This is a genomic window from Chitinophagaceae bacterium C216 (assembly GCA_028485475.2).
Lineage (GTDB): Bacteria > Bacteroidota > Bacteroidia > Chitinophagales > Chitinophagaceae > Niabella > Niabella composti.
The window spans coordinates 1,432,884-1,453,951 of the sequence record CP144143.1 but is presented as its reverse complement, the minus strand read 5'-3'; the positions used below and the strand labels follow the sequence as shown (position 1 = coordinate 1,453,951).

The window sequence follows — 21,068 nt, the reverse complement described above, 5'->3', positions numbered from 1 at the left end:
CAATTGATTTATGGCAAAGTCTACAAATACGAAAAAGAAAACCACTCAAAAACAAGTTATTACACCAACCTCACTACAATTCCTCAAAGATTACATCAATACCCCTTCTCCGGTAGGTTTTGAAAGTGCAGGTCAGAAGGTATGGTTGGACTATCTGAAACCCTATATTGATGAATATTTTACTGACCCTTATGGAACAGCTGTAGGTGTTATCAATCCCGGCCAGCCTTTTAAAGTAGTTATCGAGGCGCATGCCGATGAAATTAGTTGGTTTGTAAACTATATTAACGAAAGTGGACTATTATTCCTAAAAAGAAACGGTGGCGTAGACCATCTAATTGCACCAGGTCAGCGGGTATATGTGCATGGCAAAAAAGGCATCGTAAAAGGTGTATTTGGATGGCCGGCTATTCATACCCGTATTGGCAAGGATAATGAGACCCAGCCTAAAGTAGAAAACCTGTGTATCGATTGTGGCGTACGTAGCAAAAAAGAGGTAGAAGCCCTAGGGATTCATATCGGAGCGGTAGTTACTTATCAAGACGGCTTTGATGAACTGGCCAATGATTTCTATGTAGGTCGGGCATTCGATAATCGTGCAGGTGGTTTTATGATTGCTGAAGTAGCTAGATTGATTAAAGAAAACAAAAAGAAGCTCCCTTATAGCTTGTATATTGTAAATGCCGTTCAGGAAGAAATTGGATTACGCGGAGCAGAGATGATTGCGCGCCGTATTAAACCCGATGTGGCTATCATTACCGATGTTACACACGATACTAATCACTTCTTAATCAATAAAAAAATAGAAGGAGATATTTCCTGCAGTAAAGGTCCGTCACTGGCTTATGGTCCGGCTATTCATAACAAACTCTTAGCCTTTGTGGAGAAAATTGCGGAAGAGAAAAATATCCCTGTGCAATGGCGAGCATTAAGCCGTAGCACTGGTACTGACACCGACTCATTTGCTTATGCCAACGATGGATGTCCTTCTGTATTGATTTCATTACCATTGCGCTACATGCATACTACAGTAGAAATGGTGCATAAAGATGATATCGAAAATACCATAAGGCTTATGTACGAAACTTTGCTGCAGTTAAGCCCAAAAACAAATCTAAAATACTTGTAGTACCGATTAACTATTTTCATAATACTTTAAAACCTGCCTGGAATGGCAGGTTTTTTTATTAAAAACATGAACGGTTCATTAAAAATTTCTCAAAAAATCCCGTTAAATATAACAAATAATAAAATAAACTGTACGGTTGATTGCAGTCAATTTCTTTAAACCTCTTAATCCGTTTACAATTTGTTAACATATAGCAAGGAAATGTTAAAATTTATTATGTTTCTTTGCCATATTAAAACTCAGTTACATGCTCAAAAAAATCCTTCTCTCTATCACACTAATTATTTTTACAGTTGCACTTCGGGCCCAGGTAACTACTAGTAGTATTACAGGAAAAGTTACCGACCATGCAGGAGCACCCTTACAAGGAGCTACTGTTGTTGCAACCCACACGCCCACAGGTACTGTATACAAGGGCGTAACCAATGATAATGGTAATATCAACCTAGGAAATGTTCGCGTAGGCGGTCCTTACAAAATTGAAATTAGTTATGTAGGACTCGCACCCGATGTTCAGGAAGATGTATATCTTGAACTGGGTCAGCCTTACGTATTGCAGGTAAAACTGCAGCAAGCCGGACAGACAATGGAAGAGGTACTTGTGGTAGGTAGAGCCAATGCGTTAATGAAAAGGAACCGTATCGGAACTTCCACCACCGTAACCCGAACCCAAATTGAAAACCTACCATCCATCAGCAGAAGTGTGAACGATCTTACCCGCCTGGCTCCTCAGGCCAACGGAACCGCTATTGGTGGTGGTAACTATCGCTCTAACAACTTCACCGTAGATGGTGCTAACTTTAACAACCAGTTCGGTATTGGTCAAAATGTACCTGCTGGTGGTTCTCCTATCTCCTTGGACGCGATTGAACAAATTACCGTAAACGTAACCCCTTACGATGTTCGTCAGACAGGGTTTACTGGTGCCGCTATCAATGCAGTTACCCGTTCCGGTAGAAACGAGTTTTTCGGAACTGCTTTTTATACCGGCAGATCTGATAAACAGCAAGGTTATAGAGTCGAAGACTTTAACATTACCAACATCGCTCCTTTAAAAATTCAACAGTATGGAGCTAGCTTGGGAGGTCCTATCATCAAAAACAAACTGTTCTTCTTCTTGAACTTCGAACAGATGAAGCAAACAGAACCGGGACCTACTAAAATCGCGCAGACACCCAGCAACCCCTGGTCACCTTCCAATACCAACGTAGCTAGACCGAGAGCCTCTTTCTTGGATAGTGTACGTAACTACCTGATCAGTAATTATGGATATGATCCCGGACCTTATCAGGGATATTCCTATAAGAGTGATAATACTAAAATGTTCGGAAGAATCGACTGGAACATTGCTACAGGGCATAAAATCAACTTCCGATATTCACAGGTAGAATCTAAAACGCCTTCTTTAATTAGTGCATCTACTACAAACCAAGGGATTTCCTACGCAGGTAGCAGAACTGCCAATACCGCAATGCACTTTGCCAACTCCAACTATTTCCAAGAAGATAACCTGTACACAGGAACATTGGAATACAACGGTAAAATTGGTAATCTGAACCATTCTTTCAGAGCTTCTTATGTACACCAAAACGCACCTAGAAGCTCTCCCGGAGGTTTATTCCCGCTAGTAGATATTCTAAGTAATGAAGGTGGCTTAAGTGGCAATAACGTACTTACAACTTTTGGATACGAACCTTTCACTTTCGGAAACTTAAGGGATGTTAAAACGCTTACCCTCAATTATGATGCGAGCTATACACTAGGAGACCACACTTTAACCGGAGGTATCCAGTACGAAACCAGCCGCACCAAAAACGGGTTCCAAAGATTTGGTACCGGTGCTTATACCTTTGCATCATGGGAAGACTTTGTAAACGGTGCCAAACCCATCAACTATGCTTTAACGTTCCCGCTTACTGAGGATGGATCTCAAGCTTTCCCCAGCTTTAAATTTGCTCAGTGGTCTTTATACTTACAGGATGAGTTTAACATCACTCCAAACTTTAAGTTAATGGCCGGACTGAGAGTGGAACTGCCTTCTTATCCAAACGTAGCAGAGATAAAGACACACCCGCTGGTGGCAGAAGCTACATTTGCTAATGGTCTGAAAATTAATACAGGTAGCCTACCCAAGACTACAGCCATGTTGTCTCCTCGCCTCGGATTTAACTATGATATCTTAGGCGATCGTTCTCTGGTATTACGTGGCGGATCCGGAATTTTCACCGGAAGAATCCCTTACGTATGGATTGTGGCGCAGTCGGGTGATGCCGGTATGTTGCAGTTCCTGCAAAGCTATCAGGCAGGAGATCCCAACATGCCTAACTTCAGCCCGGATATCAAGGCTAATTATCCATCTACCTTACCTCAAGCAGGAACATCCATTCCTTCAAGCGTATCAGCGATGGCTTCCAATCTGAAATTCCCGTCAACCTGGAAGTCGAGCTTGGCTTTGGACGTGAAATTACCTTGGAACATCATCGGTACTATCGAAGGTATCTACAATAAGGACATCAATGGCGTAGTAGCAATGAATGCCAACTTAGTAGATCCTACTCGCATGAATATAGCCGGATATCCAGACAATAGATACATCTTCCCTTCAGGAGCGAATAGATATATCAATAAACTAATCACAGATGTTAATGGCAATAGGGTAATTGATCCTAGTGGTACCAGCGGTTTTGATGCGATTGTAATGAAGAATGCAAAAGGTGGTCATTACTGGGCTACAACCGTATCATTAACTAAACTGTTTGAGAGAGGCTTCTCTGCCACCATCGCATACACTAGAAGTGGAGCTAAAAACTTCGGCGATGGAAGTGGTGACCAAATTGCGAATCTGTGGTCGCTGCCTTTCCAAAACACTGGCAACCCCAACGAACCATCACTTTCCTATACCAGCAACGTGTTGCCTAGCCGTCTGGTGGGTTCGGTTACCTATAGCAACAACTGGATTGGCAACCTGAAAACTTCTGTAACCCTGTTCTACACAGGAGGACATCAGGGTAGATACTCTTATTCTTACTCCAGCGACTTCAACAACGATGGTCAGGTTAATGATCTGATATATGTTCCGAAAGACCCAAGTGAGATTGTATTCGTTACTGCTAGCGGTTCTGCATACGGAGGTAAAACATATACTCCCGAAGAACAAATGGAGATCTTTATGAACTTCATTGAAAAAGATAAATACCTAAGAAAAAGAAAAGGTATGTATGCAGAGAGAAACGGTGCAGTACTGCCTTGGAGAAATCAATTTGACCTGAGATTCGCTCAGCAAATATTCAATGGCTTAGGCGGTGCGAAACACTCACTGGAAGTGTTCTGGGATGTATTTAATGTCGGCAATCTGTTCAACCCCCACTGGGGCGTTTATAAGATCGCTAACTCCAATATTCTGGTTCCTGCAGGTACAGCACCTGATGGCAGACCTCAATTCAGAATTAACAGTGCCAACGGTGATATCATCAGAGATCCCTACCGCACTAACCAGACAATCACTTCCACTTACTACATGCAATTTGGTATTAGATACACATTCAACTAATAAAGTGGAGCACAATAAAAAAACCGGCTTAATGCCGGTTTTTTTATACCTAAGTTTTTGTTCAATACGAAATTTCAAGATGATCAGGATGCCACACGCTACTAAATTCTCCTATAACGGCTATACTATCTGAAAAGTCCAACCGATGTATTTTCAGCATTTCAATATCTTGCTGCTGTCTTACCTTCCGATACATAGGATGCAGTGTACCACCCGTTACACCCGCTGGTTTTGTAGGGTCGTACTGATATTGTGGATCTACTAAAGTACCCCGTGGATACATGATGCCTGGAGCTCCTTTGCCTCGAAAATCTAAGTCTGATGGATGCTCCAATCCGAGAGTATGACCATATTCATGTGCCGCTGTTGTGGATCCCCTATACAGGTTCTCCAGCTTGAAGTATCCAGAATTACAGCCTATTCCATCAACAAACGAAATATTACCGTAAGCAAACTCCTCGATACGAAAATAATTATTGCGGGGATTATCGTTACTCAAAACCTCTAAGGGGGTAATCTCCGGGTTATACTCCGCAGTAATGCTAAACTGTACTATGTACACCTCTTTATCAAAATAGATTTTACCCTGCGGCGCGTTCCACATGGTTTCGATTTCATCCCGTATTTGTTCCGTAATCTTCGGGTCTGCTGCATTGCCATAAGTGACAATATGCGAGCGAATTAGAATCGTTTTATGAGATTGAATTTCTGCAGTACCCATAGATACCTTTTAATTGCGTATCGGTTTGCCGGTTTTAATTACACTTTGCAAACGCTCCAGTGTTTTTCTTTCTCCGCATAACGAAAGAAATGCTTCACGCTCTAGATCCAACAAATATTGTTCCGATACCAATGTAGGTTCGCTAAGGTCTCCACCACACATCACATAGGCCAGCTTCCGGGCCACCTTAGCATCATGCTCGGTGGCATAATTACCCCGCTGCATGGCGTGAATACCAGCCAGCAAAGCGCCAAGTGCACTACGACCTAATACTTTGATATCGTTGCGGGGTACCGGTTGCACATATCCCGCATCATACAAACTGATAACACGGTTTTTTGCTTCTGTAATACGACGATCCTGATTGATCACCACCTCATCCTGTCCGCTACGGTAAATACCTAATTGATAAGCTTCGAATGCAGAAGTAGCAACTTTGGCAGTTGCAATAGTTATAAAACGATTCTGCAAAGGAATGTTTTCCGGAACGCCGGGTTGCACATCATCCGCTGCGCGCAATACAAACTCTTTGGTCCCTCCGCCCCCAGGTATCACACCAACACCTAGTTCTACTAATCCCGTATACGTTTCAGCTGCGGCACATACCTTATCTGCGTGCATGCTCAATTCACAACCACCACCTAATGCAAGCCCATGCGGCGCCACTACTACCGGAACTGAAGAGTAGCGTACCCGCATCATCGTATTTTGGAAGGACCGAATAGCAAAGTCCAGCTCATCAAACTCCTGCTCCACAGCCAGCATGAATATCATGCCCACATTGGCGCCTGCAGAGAAGTTTGTACCATCATTGGCTATTACAAGCCCCTTATAATCCTTTTCGGCTTTATCGATAGCCGTCTGAATGCCGCTTAACACATCGCCTCCAATAGTTCCCATCTTGGTATTCCATTGCAGCGCCAACACATCATCTCCAATATCATAGAGCTTACAACTGTTATTCTTCCAAATTAATTTATCAGCATAGTTTTTAAGAAGGATGAGCGTTTCCTTACCGGATATGGGTATATATTTCGCTGTTGCAACATCATAAAACAAAGTTTTACCCTGTTCGGATTTATAGAATGTTTTATGTCCCGCAGCAATCATGGCTTCTACCCAGGGAGCTACGGCATAGCCCGCATCTTTCATATCGGCCACTACTTTTTCAGGCCCAAGCAAATCCCATGTTTCAAATGCGCCGATCTCCCATCCAAATCCGGCTTTTAAAGCATCATCTATGCGATAAAACTCCTCACTTATTTCCGGAATACGATGACTGATATAAGAAAACAGCCCGTAGTGAAAATGTCTGTAAAATTCTCCGGCTTTATCGGGTGACTGAAACAGCATTTTCAGCCTTACCGACAAATCCTCAACCGGCTTAGCAGCATCGACTGAAGCAAATTTTGCTTTTACTCTAGGCTTATATTCCAGTGTTTTTAAGTCCAGCGAATAGATTTGTTTTTCTCCTTCCTGTGTAGGGGGCATTTTTTTAAAGAAACCCTGCCCAGTTTTATCTCCTAGCCAGTTATTGGCTACAATGCTATGCAGCCATTCCGGTATTTTAAATAACTCGCGCGCTTCATCTGAAGGGCAGTTTTCATATATTCCGTTGGCCACTTTTACCAAGGTATCAATACCCACTACATCTGCCGTACGAAAAGTAGCAGATTTGGGACGCCCTATTATCGGCCCCGTAAGGAGCTCTACTTCATCAATGGTTAATCCCAGCTTATCTACCAGTGAAAAAACAGACATAATACTGAATACGCCAATGCGGTTGGCAATAAATGCTGGAGTATCCTTGCACAGCACAGTGGTCTTACCCAGTATCACATCTCCAAAATCCATGAGGAATTGCACAACTTCCGGGTCTGTGTCGGCCGTAGGAATGATTTCCAAAAGACGTAGATAACGTGGCGGATTGAAAAAGTGCGTACCACAGAAATGTTTTCTGAAGTCATCACTTCTACCCTCTGCCATCAAATGTATGGGAATGCCAGAAGTATTAGTTGTTATTAGAGTCTGGGGCTTGCGGTATTGCTCTACCTGATCGAAAATGGCTCGCTTCACATCCAATCTTTCCACCACCACTTCTATCACCCAATCACAGGTAGCGATATCCTTCATATTATCATCGAAGTTACCTGTGGTGATTTTTTTAACCACGTCTCGAGTATAAACCGGCGAGGGGTTGCTCTTCAAAGCGGCTTGTAAGGCTTCATTCACCAGTTTATTCTTGTCATAAGATGTGGATTGTCCTTCAGGTGGTAACGGAGCCGGCATATCCAATAATAACACCGGAATACCAACCCCCGCAAAATGACAAGCAATACGGGAACCCATAACACCGCTACCTAAAACAGCAACTTTTTTAATTGTTCTTTTCATGGCTTTTGCTATTAAAACCGGCCGCAATGCTCTTACGTAAAAAGCTCTCGAAATATGAACTTTGATTACAACTAAACGCTCATTCAACGCGTCATAATCATGCAACCGTCTTACGGATATATTTAGTTAGCTAAGCAACTATTTTCTATGAAGATAAGAAAATAAACAAACGATTGATGCACTCGGTCAATTGATTGTACGCAATATTTATACGAACTAAATACAGATCCGATCTAGTTGACTGAAATAGAATGTTTGGGAAAATACATTGATTAAAGCTGTCTAAAAAAAGTTAAATTTGCAGATACTCAAGTTCTACAAATATGAGCGAAGAAAATCATGTGAAGGAAGAAAAGAGCCTTAACTTCATTGAAGAAATCATAGAAAGGGACCTGGCAGAAGGTAAATATGACTCAATAGTAACGCGGTTTCCTCCGGAACCGAACGGCTATCTGCATATTGGGCATGCAAGTAGTATCTGCCTAAATTTTGGTTTAACCCGTAAATACAAAGGCTACACCAATTTGCGATTCGACGACACCAACCCCACCACAGAAGATACCGAATACGTAGAAAGTATTAAGGAAGATATTAAATGGTTGGGCTTCGAGTGGAAGCATGAGCTTTATGCATCGGATTACTTCGAACAGCTGTATGAATATGCCGAAAGACTGATCAAAAAAGGACTGGCATATGTAGATGATAGTACCAGTGAAGAGATAGCCGAACAAAAAGGTACGCCCACTCAACCGGGATATCGCAACAAATATGCGGACCGCACCCCGGAAGAGAATCTGAAGCTTTTTGCCGAAATGCGTGCCGGAAAATATAAAGATGGGGAAAAAGTACTGCGCGCTAAAATAGACATGGCATCGCCTAATATGCTGATGCGCGACCCTATTTTGTATCGTATCAAGCACGCACATCATCATCGTACGGGAGATACTTGGTGTATTTATCCCATGTATGATTTTGCGCATGGGCAAAGCGATTCCATCGAACGTGTTACACATTCCATATGTACGATGGAGTTTGTACCACACCGCGAAGTTTACGACTGGCTCATCGAAAAACTAGAAATTTATCCTTCCAAACAATACGAATTCGCTAGAAGGAACTTGAGTCATACCGTTACCAGCAAAAGAAAATTATTGCATCTGGTTACTGCTGGGTATGTTAGCGGCTGGGATGATCCGCGTATGCCAACTATTGCGGGTTTTCGACGTCGCGGTTTTACTCCTGAAAGCATTCGGGACTTCTGTGAGCGCATCGGTGTGGGTAAACGCGAGAATATGGTGGACATGAGTTTGCTGGAGTTTTGTGCGCGCGAACATCTCAATAAAATTGCGCTTCGCAGAATGGTTGTCTTTAATCCCATCAAAGTGGTGATTACTAATTATGAAAAAGGAAGTGAGCTACTAAAAGCAGAAAATAACCCCGAAGATCCGAATGCAGGTTATCGTGACATCAGCTTTAGTAATGAAATATATATTGAACGGGAGGACTTCATGGAAAACCCGCCTAAAAAATACTTCAGGCTAGCCCCCGGACAAATGGTTCGCTTAAAACATGCCTATATCATCCGATGTGATGAAGTGATAAAGGATGATGCAGGTAATATTATACAACTGAACTGTTCTTACATTCCTGAAAGCAAGAGCGGTGAAGATACATCGGGTATCCATGTAAAAGGAACGCTGCATTGGGTAAATGCAAAAGAATATATTACGATTACTGTAAACGAGTATGATCGTTTATTCACTATCGAGGATCCGGGTAGTGTTGAAAATTATACAGCTTATATCAACCCGAACTCGTTAAATGTGGTTCCCAATGCACTGGCTGAGCCTTCTTTACAAGAAGCAGCCCTGGAACACCGCTTCCAGTTTTTAAGAAAAGGATATTTCGTATTAGATAAAGAAAGCCCTAAAGACAAATTGGTGTTCAACAGAACTGTAACATTAAAAGATACTTGGGCCAAAGCTGCGTCCAAAGCCTAATTTTTAATCTCTAGTTGCAAAACATAGATAAGCCCATAGGAGTTATTCTCAATAAGATTTCCTATGGGCTTGCTATATATTACATTTTATCCCGTCTAATCAAACTTAAACACATATTCATTTCGCTCATCTTTTTTCCAGGCCAAATGCCTTGTAGATGGCGAAGCTGCAAACAAGGGTGAGAAAGTTTTCACCTTCACCGTTTTACCATCGGGCATAAATTCTAGAATGCGCAACCAACCATCACCGCCATTTCCTTCTCTATGTCCACCTCCCATCGACTGTGCATCAAACAACATTTGATGCACGGTTTTTCCTGCCTTGTTTTTATCCTTACGATAACCTTCGCCTGAAATATGTCCACATAATACCAACTCGATATTAGAAGCAGGTTCTACCAATTTTTGCCATATCTGCTCTCCGTTGTTGGCATTGGGTAATGGTATAGCAGGAGCTTTCACAGTTGCATTGTTTATGATATAAGGTTCCAAAAATCTCCACTTTATTTCACTGGTAGTACGTTTATCCTTCGTGTTAAGATAATTATGCGTAAGCAACACTACGCGATGATTCTGGTACTGCTTTAGGTCCACAATTTTCTTAGCCCAAGTAAGCATTGAATCGCGAGGACCATACTCCAGTGTTAGAAATAAATAATCCTTTCCATTTAGGTTTTTAATCTCATAAGCAGCATTATCCAGAGAGGGTCTTCCCTGCTCATTTTTTCCATGCTGAACTAGATATTTTTTGTTCAGATGATTCCTTTCAATAGTGAAAAAATCATTGTATCGAGTTGATCGATTTCCCATTCGGTCAATACTGTAATCATGATTACCGGTAGCGGCAATATAAGCCACTTTTCCATCCAATCTCGAAAATACTTTAGATGCTGTCTCCCATTGCTGTTGCGTGGTACGATCGCCGTTATTATCGTTGGCAATTTTTTCATCAGTCTCGACTAGATCGCCCGCACACATCACCATTTTAATGTTTAGCGAATCAATATTATCTTCTATCCACGCCATCATTAAATCCAGAATAGGAGTATTTCGGTTCCATTTTACATAATTCTGAATATCCGGAATTAGAATTAACGACCAAGAGTCTTTATTTTCAAGAGTGGGCTTTTTATAATCTTGCTGCGCAAAAACACTTATCGTAATAAATAAAAAAACCAGCGTGGGAATAAGATATTTTTTCATTAGCATATAGTTTTATTCCATTATAAAATCAGATTGCAAAAAGAAATGATCACTGGGGTATTTACCGTTGATGTGATCTTTGACAATAGTTGTAGCAAGAGGTTTAATTTTTCCTCTGTACCAGATATAATCTATTCTACCTTTAGATGGGCCCTTCTCATAATTCAGTCCTTGAAACTCGTGGGCAGTAAAGCCGGCTTCTTTTTCGCCGTGAATAGTTTCATAGCTTTCCTTCCAACCGCCTTTTCGAGCCGATTCCAGCACCTTACTCTGGTAACGACTATTGAAATCTCCGGCCATTATCTGATTAAACTCAGGCAAATATTGAGCACTTTCTTCCACTACCAATTTCAGTTGCTCAGTTTTAGCCTGAGCAGACACATGGTCTAAATGCAAGTTGACTACCCGTAACTGTTTTCCTGAAATTTTATCCTTAAGACGAACCCAACACATGTTTCGAGCGCGGGCAGTATCCCAAGACTTACTTCCTGCAATCAACGGCGTTTCTGACAACCAATATGCACCACCCGAAAGCAGCTCATACCGAGCTTTGGAATACAAAATAGGATTTTTGGCAATCCCATGATAACCTGTAGGATGTACATCCATTTCAGGACCATCGAATCCAAAAAGTTGATAAGAAGAAAAATGCTTCCTGAAATCATCTGCCTGTACTCGCAATACTTCCTGTAAGCAAATAATATCTGGTTTTTTGCTTTCAATGATTTTTAGACAAATGTTTTTCCTGGAAGACCAGCCTACTCCTTTCTTTTCATCTTCATCCAGAGCTACTCGAATATTACAACTCATTACCCTGAAACTTTTTTCAGCCACATGCGTGCCGATTTTAAGCTCTTTCAGAGATAATGCAGGAATAGCTGCTAAAGAAGCGAGGTTCTTTAAGAATTTTCTTCTTCCATTCATGATATGCAATTTATTAAAGCTGTAACAGGTAAGGTAGCAACAAAGATTATCTTACCATTAAACCTTAGTTATCGTTTCTTTATCTGTCTGAGAAATTTATATTTTGAACTTTTTGCAGGTATAAACTCTCGTATCGACTCATAAGCCTCAAGAGCCCTATCGCTTAGCAGAATATCACCTCCCTGTTGTACTACCTTCTTATACGATTGTACTCTTATTGCTTCATCTTCTTCCTTTTCCATAATCTTTGCTGTAAAAATGATCACCATCATGCCTTTACTATGTACCAAATCGTAAAAAGCTTTTTTCTTAGGCTGACCAAAATAAGCCACCATATTGCTTGTAGGCACTCCGGTAGCTTCGTAGGCTCGTAACCGTTCTTCATTGGAAACAAACACTTCAAACATCAGATTAGGATCGCGGCTGTAATAATATGCTGCTTCTTCCGGTTCATACGCCGATATTAGTACATTGTGCTCGGCTTTATTCCTTTTGATGGCATCGTAGATCATCGAAAAGGGCACGTCTTTCTTATCCAACATCAGAATCGTTTTCCCCTTGGCCCATTGCAATACTTCATCAAGTGTATGAATGCGATAGTCGGTAAGATTTCCTTTACTATCCTTTAATCGCAGCTGCTGCACTTCTTTCCAAGTATAATCTATCAACTTCCCTTTACCGTTAGTCGTCCTTTCCAATGTTGCATCATGAAACACCACAATGACACTATCCTTGGTAAGGCGCGGATCTATTTCAAAAAAAGCAGGCATGTGTTGTAACACATATTCCATACCGGCGATGGTATTTTCGGGATAGAGCGATTGTGCCCCGCTTCTATGACCACATATCATAGGAATGCGATCCTTGGAATAGGTAAAGAATTCGCGAAGCTCCTTGGTGTTTTTAATGTTAAAAGTATTCAACGTCTGTGAAGCGCCTGACAGGCTCCACAACAGACTACAGCAAACAATCCATATATATTTTCTCATTACATGAAAATTGATTTCATATTGGTGTTACCACATTTCAGCAATTATTCAGCAGGCACCACACTTTCAGTTCGCAACCAAGCACCTTTGGCTAATAACTCCTGTTGCAACGCTTTCACATCAATATCTGCCGGTTGCACTTTATTCTTGATAGCCATTTTGGCTGCGCGTCCGGCGGCTTCTCCCATAGCCATACAAGGTGCCATTACTCGGATTGCCGACATTGCCTCATGTGTAGTAGAGATAGCACGGCCCGCGACAATTAGATTTTTTATTTTTTGAGGTATCAGAGAACGATAAGGAATATCGTAGCAATCGCCACACCACTCCAACGTACAATCGCCTCCTACCGGATGATGAATATCCAGAGGATAGCTAGCCACAGCAATTGCATCTTCGAAATGACGACAACTCAATATATCTTCGCGGGTCATTGTATACAACCCACGTATTCTACGGGTTTCACGAATACCAAGGAAGGGTGCGGTTCTTACGAAGTATGCATTTTCGAATCCCGGAACATACTTAATCAAATACTCCTGTACATCTTCTATTTGTTGGCGTCCCAGAATCTCGCCCTGCGTCAGGCTTGCAGGATCGGTTCCATTCACACCATTCACCCTTGTCATATTTACCCATATCTCACCTTTGCGTAAACCTGTAATCAAAATAGTACGTTCGGTAGGCAATTGCATTCCTGCTTCCTTAGCCTGCTTCATCAGGTTGCGTAAGCCTACTAGTACAAACTGATTGTTTTGTCCAAAATATTCGGCAGGGATAAAATCTGTTAAATACGTGCGAGGCTCCTGAGCAATACTGAGGCGCAGCTCCTCCGTGTCCACTCCACCCATGCAGAACATCAATGTAGGTGGTTGTACCCCTCCCTGTTCATTTCCAAACTCGCATGGAACACCTGCTTTATAAGCAACATCGGCATCACCGCTACAGTCGATAACTACTTTAGCTAGAATAGCTTCTCGACCGGCCTTACTTTCAATAATAACACCTTTTAGATCATCCCCTTCCTGCACTATTCCTGCAAAGAAAGCATAAAACAATACCTGCACATTTGCTTCAATCAGCATTTTGAGTGCTACCGTCTTTACAGCTTCAGGCTCTACAAGGGTCAAACTCATATGTAGCGGGCAGGGTCGGTGTTCGCTGGCCGCCTGAACTTCTTTTAAACGATCGATAAATTTTTGTGGTAGCCCTTTAATAATCTGATTTCCTTTTTGTCCTAAGAAACCTAGTATAGGTAGACCTATCGTCATATTACCACCTACAAAACTTCTGCTTTCAATAAGCATTACTTTATGTCCTTCCTCTGCAGCAGCCAAAGCAGCCATAATACCCGAAGGTCCACCACCTACTACCAATACATCGGTTTCATAACGCACGTTTATTTCTCTTGACGGTTCTACTATCTTTTTAGTACTATTGGTTTCCATATTATTTTATGATTGAGGTTTTTCTTTTCTAATGACAGTCCACAGCAGTAGTACTGCAATGGGATGTAAAAAAGCCATGAATGTAAAAATCTTGCCTGCACCCAAAGTGCCGATAAGCTGTCCTACAAAATAGTTGAACAACACAGCCCCGGCAGCCCCGAACCCTCCGGCTATTCCCAACACGCTGGCTACATTTTTTACGGGGAATACTTCACTCATCACCACCGGTGTATTGAACACCCAGGTCAAGCACATTATGGCTATAACGCTGAACAAACAGATGGTCAGCACTGGATTATGGGATACATAAGAGATCAATAAGCACAACGGAGCCGCAAGCGATACTGTTGTAAGCATGATTTTACGTGCTTGAAGTGGCGCCTTCCCACGGCGCACCAATCTGTCCGACCAAGCCGATGTGCCAATAGCTCCCAGATCTGCACATAAGAATGGAATCCAACCAAACATGCCTACCTGTGCCAAACTAAGGCCTGAGTTTTCCTGCAAATACCCCGGCAACCAGAACAAACAGAAATACCATACCGGGTCGCTAATAAAACGTATCAACAATATACCCCATAGACTGCGAGTCTTCCACAACTGAGACCATTTAAAAGCCTCAGTATTCACCTGCGTAGCAGAAGCTTTCACATTTTTAGCCAATACCTCAGCAGGTGGATCCCGATAAATCAGAGCCCATAAAATGACAATTATCAACCCTACAGATCCAGACACTATAAACGCTGTCTGCCAATTATAAGAAAGCGCAAGCCATGCGATAAGCGGGGGTGCAATGATGGCCCCCACGGAACTACCGGCTACACACAAGCTATTAGCAGTAGCACGCATCTTATCCGAAAACCAGACCGTCACTACCCGTATTTGTGCGGGGAAATTGGAAGGTTCAGCAATACCTAATAATCCCCTGAAAAAAGTAAATTGTCCTAAAGTTCTAGAAATCCCTCCTCCGATACAAGCCAGCGTCCATGTCAACACCCCGTATAGCATCACTTTACCGGCACCAAAACGGTCTACCAACCATCCCGCCACCGGATACATCAGCGCATAACAAATGGTAAATACATTTACAATTAAAGCATACCCATCGTCATCAATATTAAACTCCGACTTTAACATCGGTTTTAAAACAGACACGATTTGCCGGTCGACATAATTAAATACAATCGCTAGAAAAATAACGGCAACAATCAACCAGCGTCTTGTTTCAGGCCTAATACGCATTATGACTTATTAAGTTTTCGAAAACACTATTTCATTTACGAAACAAACCTGTTTTACTACACGTACTGTTCAGTTTGCAATCGCTATAAAACAAAAAACTCAATCGTTTATAACATTCCCAAGCAACCTATAATCACTCCTCACTGGAACAAACGTAACAATATTAAAGATAAATAAAAATATTTTTAAACAAAATTAAATATAATTAAATACAACTCGAAAGCATTTGATACTGGACTAAAAAATGAAAGGCCGCCTTACAGCAGCCTTTCATTTTCCAATAAATGTATTTCTGCCATCCTAGTGTTTCACAGATGTGCTGTTCATCTCAGTAGTAACTGTCATAGGAATCTTTTGCCCCATGGCTTCGATATCTCCTTTCATATTCTGCTTCGTGATACTAACAACCGATAACCCTGTATCCAGATCCACTTCGTAAGTACCTGTAACATCTCCTTCCAGATGTACCGACATCGTCATCCCTCCGTATTCCATTTTAGCATCGGCGGGAGTATGTAGTTTGCTCAATACTTCAATGAATGCTTTTTTACCCTCTACACGTTTTAGTGTATAGGCACTTTCCGACACTAACTCATATGGATGAGTAAGGGTAATGGTTTTAGTCCAAGTTTGCCCTACTTTTACCGGCTTACCCGGGTAAAAACCCATACTCATAGCCATAGAGCTTTTCACAGCATCGCTACCTACTATACCTTTAATGGTTTCGATTTGAGAAGGATCAGCATCGATGCCATCCAGCAAATTTTCAGCGCCCGTAACTTTTACTATATCTCCTTGAGGGGTTATGCTTAAACTTACGGTCTTCCCCTTCAGTTGTTTTAGTATGGCACTTTGCTTCATACCATCTTCACTATTGATAGTAGTTGCCATACCCAGCATATTCATATCTACTTTCATTTTGTCATACGTAATGTGTAGAGTTTTATTAGCTCCATCATCGTCGAAACTATACACCGAATTCATATCCATTCCCATATTTACCGTCATCTCCTCTCCCATCACTTGCTGCGTAATAGTAGATTTCAAAGTGGTACGTACATCATACGCATCATTTTTCTTCGGCTGAAAATGGATGGAATAATTTTGAGCATTCACAGCTAATACCAGCAGCGTACTAGCCAGAATTAAGAAGAAGTGCCTTTTCATAGAAGTGCTATTTAGGATTATAAATTGTCCCATTTTATTTCAACGAGGCTAATAGTTTCTCGTTCAACTTAACATAATCATCATTTTTAGCTTGCGCTGCTAGCTCTTTCGACTGCAGTGCAACTTTAGCAGCCTCGTCCTTTTTTCCGGCTTTAGCAAGGGCCCGCGCATACTGATATTTTATCCAGAACGCATTAGGCTGTTGTTCTGCTGCCTTAGCAAACCAATCAATAGCTTTATTTAAATCTTTGCCACTCTCGAAATAATAAGTAGCTGCCTGAAAATAGGCAGGCTTATCCGACTTCATGGAAGCATCTATTGCAGCCATCACTTTTGCATCAATATGGGTTTTGATGGGCAATACTACCATTGTTTTATCCCAGATGATTTGCAACTCACAAGACTCCGGCTGAATGTTTTCAAACTGAATAGTAAAGTTCTCTACCTTATTAGCCAGCGTTTGAGGTTTTGCTACCACCCTTACCACATCCTCCTCTTGTTTATAGGCTGCTGGGCTGGTCACATTGGTTTGCTTGGTAATAATCAACACCCATTCTTTTTCACCCGGAATACTTAACAAACCATATTTACCTGCCGGAATTCGTTTACCACCAATACTTACTTCATCACCGAATGTCAATGTAGTGGCTCCATTTGCACCGGTACGCCATACTTTGTTGTATGGAACCAGGTCTCCAAAAACCTTCCTTTCGCGTACAGCCGGACGGCTATAAGAGAGTTCTATATAAGACAAGCCAAAGTCTTGCTTAACGGTTTGAGCCGGACTAGGTGCTGGTAACACGAGCTGCTGAGCATTTCCCAAATGCAGAGCACACAATAACACAATGGACAAAACAATTCGTTTCATGGCAGTCATTTTTTTATAGAATTAAGATAGCAATATAGAAAGATTTATTTAATAGGAAAATATTAAGCGGTAACGTTAAGTATTCCTGCTAAAGGAAGGATGAAACTCTTCCAATGTTTTTCTGAGAAACTCTTTATCCAGATGTGTATAGATTTCGGTGGTAGTAATGCTTTCATGGCCCAACATTTCCTGTACCGCTCTCAGATTGGCTCCACCTTCTATTAAATGTGTAGCAAAAGAATGACGAAAGGTATGCGGAGAAATCGTTTTGGTAATCCCGGCCTTTTGAGCCAGCTCTTTTATAATTAAGAAAATCATTACGCGCGACAACTTTGTGCCTCTTCGATTCAGAAATAAAATATCTTCATTTCCGGGCTTCACATCGATATGTACTCGCACCGTTTGTCGATACAGATTGATGTATTTGACTGCTGCAGCGCCAATAGGCACCAACCTTTCTTTATCTCCTTTTCCTGTAACCCGTATGAATCCTACATCCAAATACAATTGGGAGATGCGCAAATTCACCACTTCGCTCACACGCAAGCCACAACTGTACAATGTTTCCAGAATAGCTTTGTTGCGCGTACCTTCGGGCTTACTTAAATCGATTTGCTGTAAGATGCGCTCAATTTCTTCAAAACTGAGCACATCTGGCAAAGCTCTTTTGGTTTTAGGCGCTTCCAGTAGTATAGATGGATCTTCTTCTACAACATTCTCTAGCAAACAATATTTATAGAATGCCCTAATCCCCGATATAATCCGTGCCTGTGAAGTATCGGCCAACTGCATCTCGGCTATCCACTTTATAAAAAACTGCAAGTCCTGCAGGGTAACCGCTGCAGGACTCTTAGCCATATTATTCATCTCAAGAAATTGCGTGAGCTTATCCAAATCACGCAGATAGGCTTCTGTAGAGTTTGAAGAAAGCGATTTCTCCAATTGCAAGTACGCTTTAAAGCCTTTTTTATACGCCTCCCACATTTGATTATTTAAAATTGAGTGGGTTGTTATGTACGATTTCCTGATTTTTTACTTTAAGTTTTGCGTAAATATTCGTCTTAGTGATGTTTACCGAATCAATCAGGCTATGAATATTGTCATAATCGATTTCGGTCACACCGGTATCTGTTAAGAGCTGCTTAGCGATTTGGCCGGTTTGCATATCCTCTACATAAATGAACGTATTGTCATAATATGCTACCAGACCATCTTCTATGGCGAATTTAGGATCGAAATTATTAATCGCACTGGTAAACTTGCTGGTAACGCCATCTTTATCAAAACCCAGTTTCAAAAGATAGCCACGCCCTGTAGCACAATCGTTAAACTTCACCCATGCGTATTTACCTTCGATAATATCGCAAGTAAGAAACTGCTTGGAAGGTTTTACTGTTTTTTCAATAAATTCATTAAAGATAATATCATTTGCTACGCCACCGCTCTTTTCCCAGTGTATGGAATCTATTTGACAATCTTTAAAGCTAATTCGCACAAAAGGTTTGCCGGGAGCTGTACTTTCCACCAGCATTGGCTCTTCAATACAAGTCTCATCTGCACAGAATGGTTGTGATGAAGTGTCTTCCCCTTTACAAGCTGCAAGCGTTACTACTGCAAAGGCTGAAGCAAAAAATAATAGTCTCATACTGTTTGTTTTTGTTTTTATTTAAAGTTTGAAGGTTGTTTGAACAAGCTAAACCCTCCTCTGTCAGGGGGGGTATGGCATAAAATTAAATGCCTGAAAACAAACCTACACATTTTTTTATAAACCGTATTACATAAAAACATCTTCGAGCAAAAAGTATTCAGGAGGTCTATTTTTATGCAGTGTAATGGATAATACATCATACTGTATCCATTTGTAACCCGGGTGCTGAAATAAATATGCATCGGCAGCAGCCTTCAAAGACGCAAATTTTTTCGCAGTTACGCTCTCCTCCGGATAGCCGTAACGGGATGAGCTTCTGGTCTTCACTTCAATAAAATGCAATTTATTGTCTTTCGTGGCGATAATGTCAATTTCATGCCTGCCATAACGCCAGTTACGACAAACAATGAGATAGCCTTTTTGCGTAAAAAACTTTACGGCCATGGCTTCCCCGGCCTTTCCTAACTGATTATGTGCCGCCATTTCCTATCTTTACAACAAGTTACTACAAATTATACTATGCAAGTGTTAGCACCATTAAGCGGAGATATTAAGCATTACGACTGGGGGGGTATTCATTACATTCCTTCACTTCTAGAAATTGAGAACCCTAATATGGAGCCCTATGCCGAATACTGGCTAGGCGTACATCCTCAAGCTAATTGTAAAATTACCTTGGATGACGGGTCCGAAGTATTACTGAGAGATTATATTCAGCAACAACCCGAGAAAACATTGGGCAAAAAGATACTGAAGACCTTCGGTAATATGCCTTACTTGCTGAAAGTGCTGGACGTGAAAGATATGCTCTCGATTCAAGTACATCCTTCCAAAAAGCAGGCAGTCATTGACTTTGAGGAAGAGAACAAAAAAGGCATTCCGCTGGATGCGCCTCACAGAAATTACAAGGATACCAATCATAAACCCGAGTTGATGGTAGCCATGAGTGAGTTCTATCTGCTACATGGGTTTAAGCCCGAAGAAGAAATGGAAGCTATACTCACTCAGACCAAAGAATTGAAATTTTTGAAACCGATATTTAAAAAGAAAGGTTACGCAGGACTGTATAAGACAGTTATGGAAATGCCACAGGAAAAAGTAAATGAAGTACTGCATCCCTTGTTAGCACGCATCATACCTTTATATCAAAACGGTGTGCTGCAGAAAAATGATGAAAACTTCTGGGCGGCTCGTGCTGCACTTACATTTGACAGACCTGGCGTAATAGACCGCGGCATCTTTTCGGTTTATTTCTTCAACCTAGTACATCTTACACCAGGACAAGCTATCTTCCAAGATGCGGGCGTACCCCATGCCTATTTAGAGGGTTACAATGTAGAAATCATGGCCAGCAGTGACAATGTTCTGCGTGGCGGTCTTACTACTAAACACATCGACACTGCAGAATTGCTTAAACACACCAAATGCGAAGCCACGCATCCCAAAATCATTAAAAAGGCGCGTACTGCCAGCCAGCAATACAAAGCGCCCGTGAAAGATTTTGCACTGGCCTCTTATAAATTAAAAAAAGGCGAATCCATAAAATTGGATATTGCCACTACCGAAATATTCCTATTGATGGAGGGCAACGTGACACTGAAAGCGAAAAAGACTACTGTACCCCTGCATCGTGGTAATATTGCTGCTGCTGCATTTGCCGGAGCCAAAGTAACCGTTAAGGCGCTGGAAGATTCTTGGCTGTTCAAAGCCGCGGCGAAATAGTAGATATACCAATGTGTTAATACGCACAGCGCAGCCAAGCATCTTCACCATCTTATCAATAACG

Annotated in this window: 16 protein-coding genes; 4 read left to right on the top strand and 12 right to left on the bottom strand. The window is 41.6% G+C overall.

Going from position 1 to position 21,068, the window contains the following annotated elements:
- Positions 1 to 10: 10 nt before the first annotated feature.
- Positions 11 to 1,129 (top strand): M42 family metallopeptidase, encoded by a 1,119-nt coding sequence (locus PIECOFPK_RS06020; protein WP_330973514.1) that lies wholly within the window; start codon positions 11 to 13, stop codon positions 1,127 to 1,129.
- Positions 1,130 to 1,376: 247 nt separating this feature from the next.
- Positions 1,377 to 4,679 (top strand): TonB-dependent receptor domain-containing protein, encoded by a 3,303-nt coding sequence (locus PIECOFPK_RS06015; protein ID WP_409966733.1) that lies wholly within the window; start codon positions 1,377 to 1,379, stop codon positions 4,677 to 4,679.
- A 61-nt stretch (positions 4,680 to 4,740) separates the two neighbouring features.
- Here the strand turns inward: PIECOFPK_RS06015 and PIECOFPK_RS06010 are convergent, their stop codons facing one another.
- Positions 4,741 to 5,400: a peptidase M10 gene (locus PIECOFPK_RS06010; protein ID WP_409966732.1), complete on the bottom strand. Its 660-nt coding sequence runs from the start codon at positions 5,398 to 5,400 to the stop codon at positions 4,741 to 4,743.
- Positions 5,401 to 5,409: 9 nt separating this feature from the next.
- Entirely contained in the window at positions 5,410 to 7,794 is a 2,385-nt protein-coding gene (locus PIECOFPK_RS06005; protein WP_330973511.1) for a 3-hydroxyacyl-CoA dehydrogenase/enoyl-CoA hydratase family protein, read from the bottom strand.
- Between the two features lie 323 nt (positions 7,795 to 8,117).
- On the opposite strand from PIECOFPK_RS06005, the gene PIECOFPK_RS06000 reads away from it, so the two are divergent.
- Complete coding sequence (locus PIECOFPK_RS06000) at positions 8,118 to 9,794, top strand: glutamine--tRNA ligase/YqeY domain fusion protein (RefSeq protein ID WP_409966731.1); 1,677 nt, start codon at positions 8,118 to 8,120, stop codon at positions 9,792 to 9,794.
- A 95-nt stretch (positions 9,795 to 9,889) separates the two neighbouring features.
- Here PIECOFPK_RS06000 and PIECOFPK_RS05995 read toward each other — a convergent pair whose 3' ends face one another.
- From PIECOFPK_RS05995 to PIECOFPK_RS05950, 10 genes are all read right to left on the bottom strand, one after another.
- A complete protein-coding gene (locus PIECOFPK_RS05995) occupies positions 9,890 to 10,996 on the bottom strand; it encodes a metallophosphoesterase (RefSeq protein ID WP_330973509.1) in 1,107 nt (368 codons plus the stop codon).
- Between the two features lie 12 nt (positions 10,997 to 11,008).
- Entirely contained in the window at positions 11,009 to 11,920 is a 912-nt protein-coding gene (locus PIECOFPK_RS05990) for an endonuclease/exonuclease/phosphatase family protein (protein ID WP_330973508.1), read from the bottom strand.
- A gap of 68 nt (positions 11,921 to 11,988) precedes the next feature.
- Positions 11,989 to 12,909, bottom strand: coding sequence for a glycerophosphodiester phosphodiesterase family protein (locus PIECOFPK_RS05985; RefSeq protein WP_330973507.1), 921 nt, complete (start codon positions 12,907 to 12,909; stop codon positions 11,989 to 11,991).
- 44 nt (positions 12,910 to 12,953) lie between these two features.
- Complete coding sequence (locus PIECOFPK_RS05980) at positions 12,954 to 14,357, bottom strand: FAD-dependent oxidoreductase (RefSeq protein ID WP_409966730.1); 1,404 nt, start codon at positions 14,355 to 14,357, stop codon at positions 12,954 to 12,956.
- 6 nt (positions 14,358 to 14,363) lie between these two features.
- Positions 14,364 to 15,599, bottom strand: coding sequence for an MFS transporter (locus PIECOFPK_RS05975; protein WP_409966729.1), 1,236 nt, complete (start codon positions 15,597 to 15,599; stop codon positions 14,364 to 14,366).
- 300 nt (positions 15,600 to 15,899) lie between these two features.
- On the bottom strand, positions 15,900 to 16,766 hold the full coding sequence (locus tag PIECOFPK_RS05970; protein WP_409966728.1) for a DUF6263 family protein: 867 nt from the start codon (positions 16,764 to 16,766) through the stop codon (positions 15,900 to 15,902).
- 34 nt (positions 16,767 to 16,800) lie between these two features.
- Positions 16,801 to 17,634 carry a DUF2911 domain-containing protein gene (locus tag PIECOFPK_RS05965; protein ID WP_330973503.1) on the bottom strand — a complete coding sequence of 278 codons (834 nt, stop codon included), beginning with the start codon at positions 17,632 to 17,634 and terminating at the stop codon, positions 16,801 to 16,803.
- Between the two features lie 75 nt (positions 17,635 to 17,709).
- On the bottom strand, positions 17,710 to 18,618 hold the full coding sequence (xerD, locus tag PIECOFPK_RS05960) for a site-specific tyrosine recombinase XerD (protein WP_409966727.1): 909 nt from the start codon (positions 18,616 to 18,618) through the stop codon (positions 17,710 to 17,712).
- Between the two features lie 4 nt (positions 18,619 to 18,622).
- Entirely contained in the window at positions 18,623 to 19,279 is a 657-nt protein-coding gene (locus tag PIECOFPK_RS05955) for a hypothetical protein (RefSeq protein ID WP_409966726.1), read from the bottom strand.
- A 129-nt stretch (positions 19,280 to 19,408) separates the two neighbouring features.
- Positions 19,409 to 19,765 carry a YraN family protein gene (locus PIECOFPK_RS05950; protein ID WP_330973500.1) on the bottom strand — a complete coding sequence of 119 codons (357 nt, stop codon included), beginning with the start codon at positions 19,763 to 19,765 and terminating at the stop codon, positions 19,409 to 19,411.
- A gap of 36 nt (positions 19,766 to 19,801) precedes the next feature.
- Here PIECOFPK_RS05950 and manA point away from each other — a divergent pair, with 36 nt between their 5' ends.
- Positions 19,802 to 21,004 carry a mannose-6-phosphate isomerase, class I gene (manA, locus tag PIECOFPK_RS05945; protein ID WP_409966725.1) on the top strand — a complete coding sequence of 401 codons (1,203 nt, stop codon included), beginning with the start codon at positions 19,802 to 19,804 and terminating at the stop codon, positions 21,002 to 21,004.
- Positions 21,005 to 21,068 lie beyond the last annotated feature (64 nt).

What these genes read in the sequence shown, in the direction of transcription:
- PIECOFPK_RS06020 (WP_330973514.1), top strand. Translation starts at nt 11, where the DNA reads ATGGCAAAGTCTACAAATACGAAAAAGAAAACCACTCAAAAACAAGTT.
- PIECOFPK_RS06015 (WP_409966733.1), top strand. Translation starts at nt 1,377, where the DNA reads ATGCTCAAAAAAATCCTTCTCTCTATCACACTAATTATTTTTACAGTT.
- PIECOFPK_RS06010 (WP_409966732.1), bottom strand. Translation starts at nt 5,400, where the DNA reads ATGGGTACTGCAGAAATTCAATCTCATAAAACGATTCTAATTCGCTCG.
- PIECOFPK_RS06005 (WP_330973511.1), bottom strand. Translation starts at nt 7,794, where the DNA reads ATGAAAAGAACAATTAAAAAAGTTGCTGTTTTAGGTAGCGGTGTTATG.
- PIECOFPK_RS06000 (WP_409966731.1), top strand. Translation starts at nt 8,118, where the DNA reads ATGAGCGAAGAAAATCATGTGAAGGAAGAAAAGAGCCTTAACTTCATT.
- PIECOFPK_RS05995 (WP_330973509.1), bottom strand. Translation starts at nt 10,996, where the DNA reads ATGAAAAAATATCTTATTCCCACGCTGGTTTTTTTATTTATTACGATA.
- PIECOFPK_RS05990 (WP_330973508.1), bottom strand. Translation starts at nt 11,920, where the DNA reads ATGAATGGAAGAAGAAAATTCTTAAAGAACCTCGCTTCTTTAGCAGCT.
- PIECOFPK_RS05985 (WP_330973507.1), bottom strand. Translation starts at nt 12,909, where the DNA reads ATGAGAAAATATATATGGATTGTTTGCTGTAGTCTGTTGTGGAGCCTG.
- PIECOFPK_RS05980 (WP_409966730.1), bottom strand. Translation starts at nt 14,357, where the DNA reads ATGGAAACCAATAGTACTAAAAAGATAGTAGAACCGTCAAGAGAAATA.
- PIECOFPK_RS05975 (WP_409966729.1), bottom strand. Translation starts at nt 15,599, where the DNA reads ATGCGTATTAGGCCTGAAACAAGACGCTGGTTGATTGTTGCCGTTATT.
- PIECOFPK_RS05970 (WP_409966728.1), bottom strand. Translation starts at nt 16,766, where the DNA reads ATGAAAAGGCACTTCTTCTTAATTCTGGCTAGTACGCTGCTGGTATTA.
- PIECOFPK_RS05965 (WP_330973503.1), bottom strand. Translation starts at nt 17,634, where the DNA reads ATGAAACGAATTGTTTTGTCCATTGTGTTATTGTGTGCTCTGCATTTG.
- xerD (WP_409966727.1), bottom strand. Translation starts at nt 18,618, where the DNA reads ATGTGGGAGGCGTATAAAAAAGGCTTTAAAGCGTACTTGCAATTGGAG.
- PIECOFPK_RS05955 (WP_409966726.1), bottom strand. Translation starts at nt 19,279, where the DNA reads ATGAGACTATTATTTTTTGCTTCAGCCTTTGCAGTAGTAACGCTTGCA.
- PIECOFPK_RS05950 (WP_330973500.1), bottom strand. Translation starts at nt 19,765, where the DNA reads ATGGCGGCACATAATCAGTTAGGAAAGGCCGGGGAAGCCATGGCCGTA.
- manA (WP_409966725.1), top strand. Translation starts at nt 19,802, where the DNA reads ATGCAAGTGTTAGCACCATTAAGCGGAGATATTAAGCATTACGACTGG.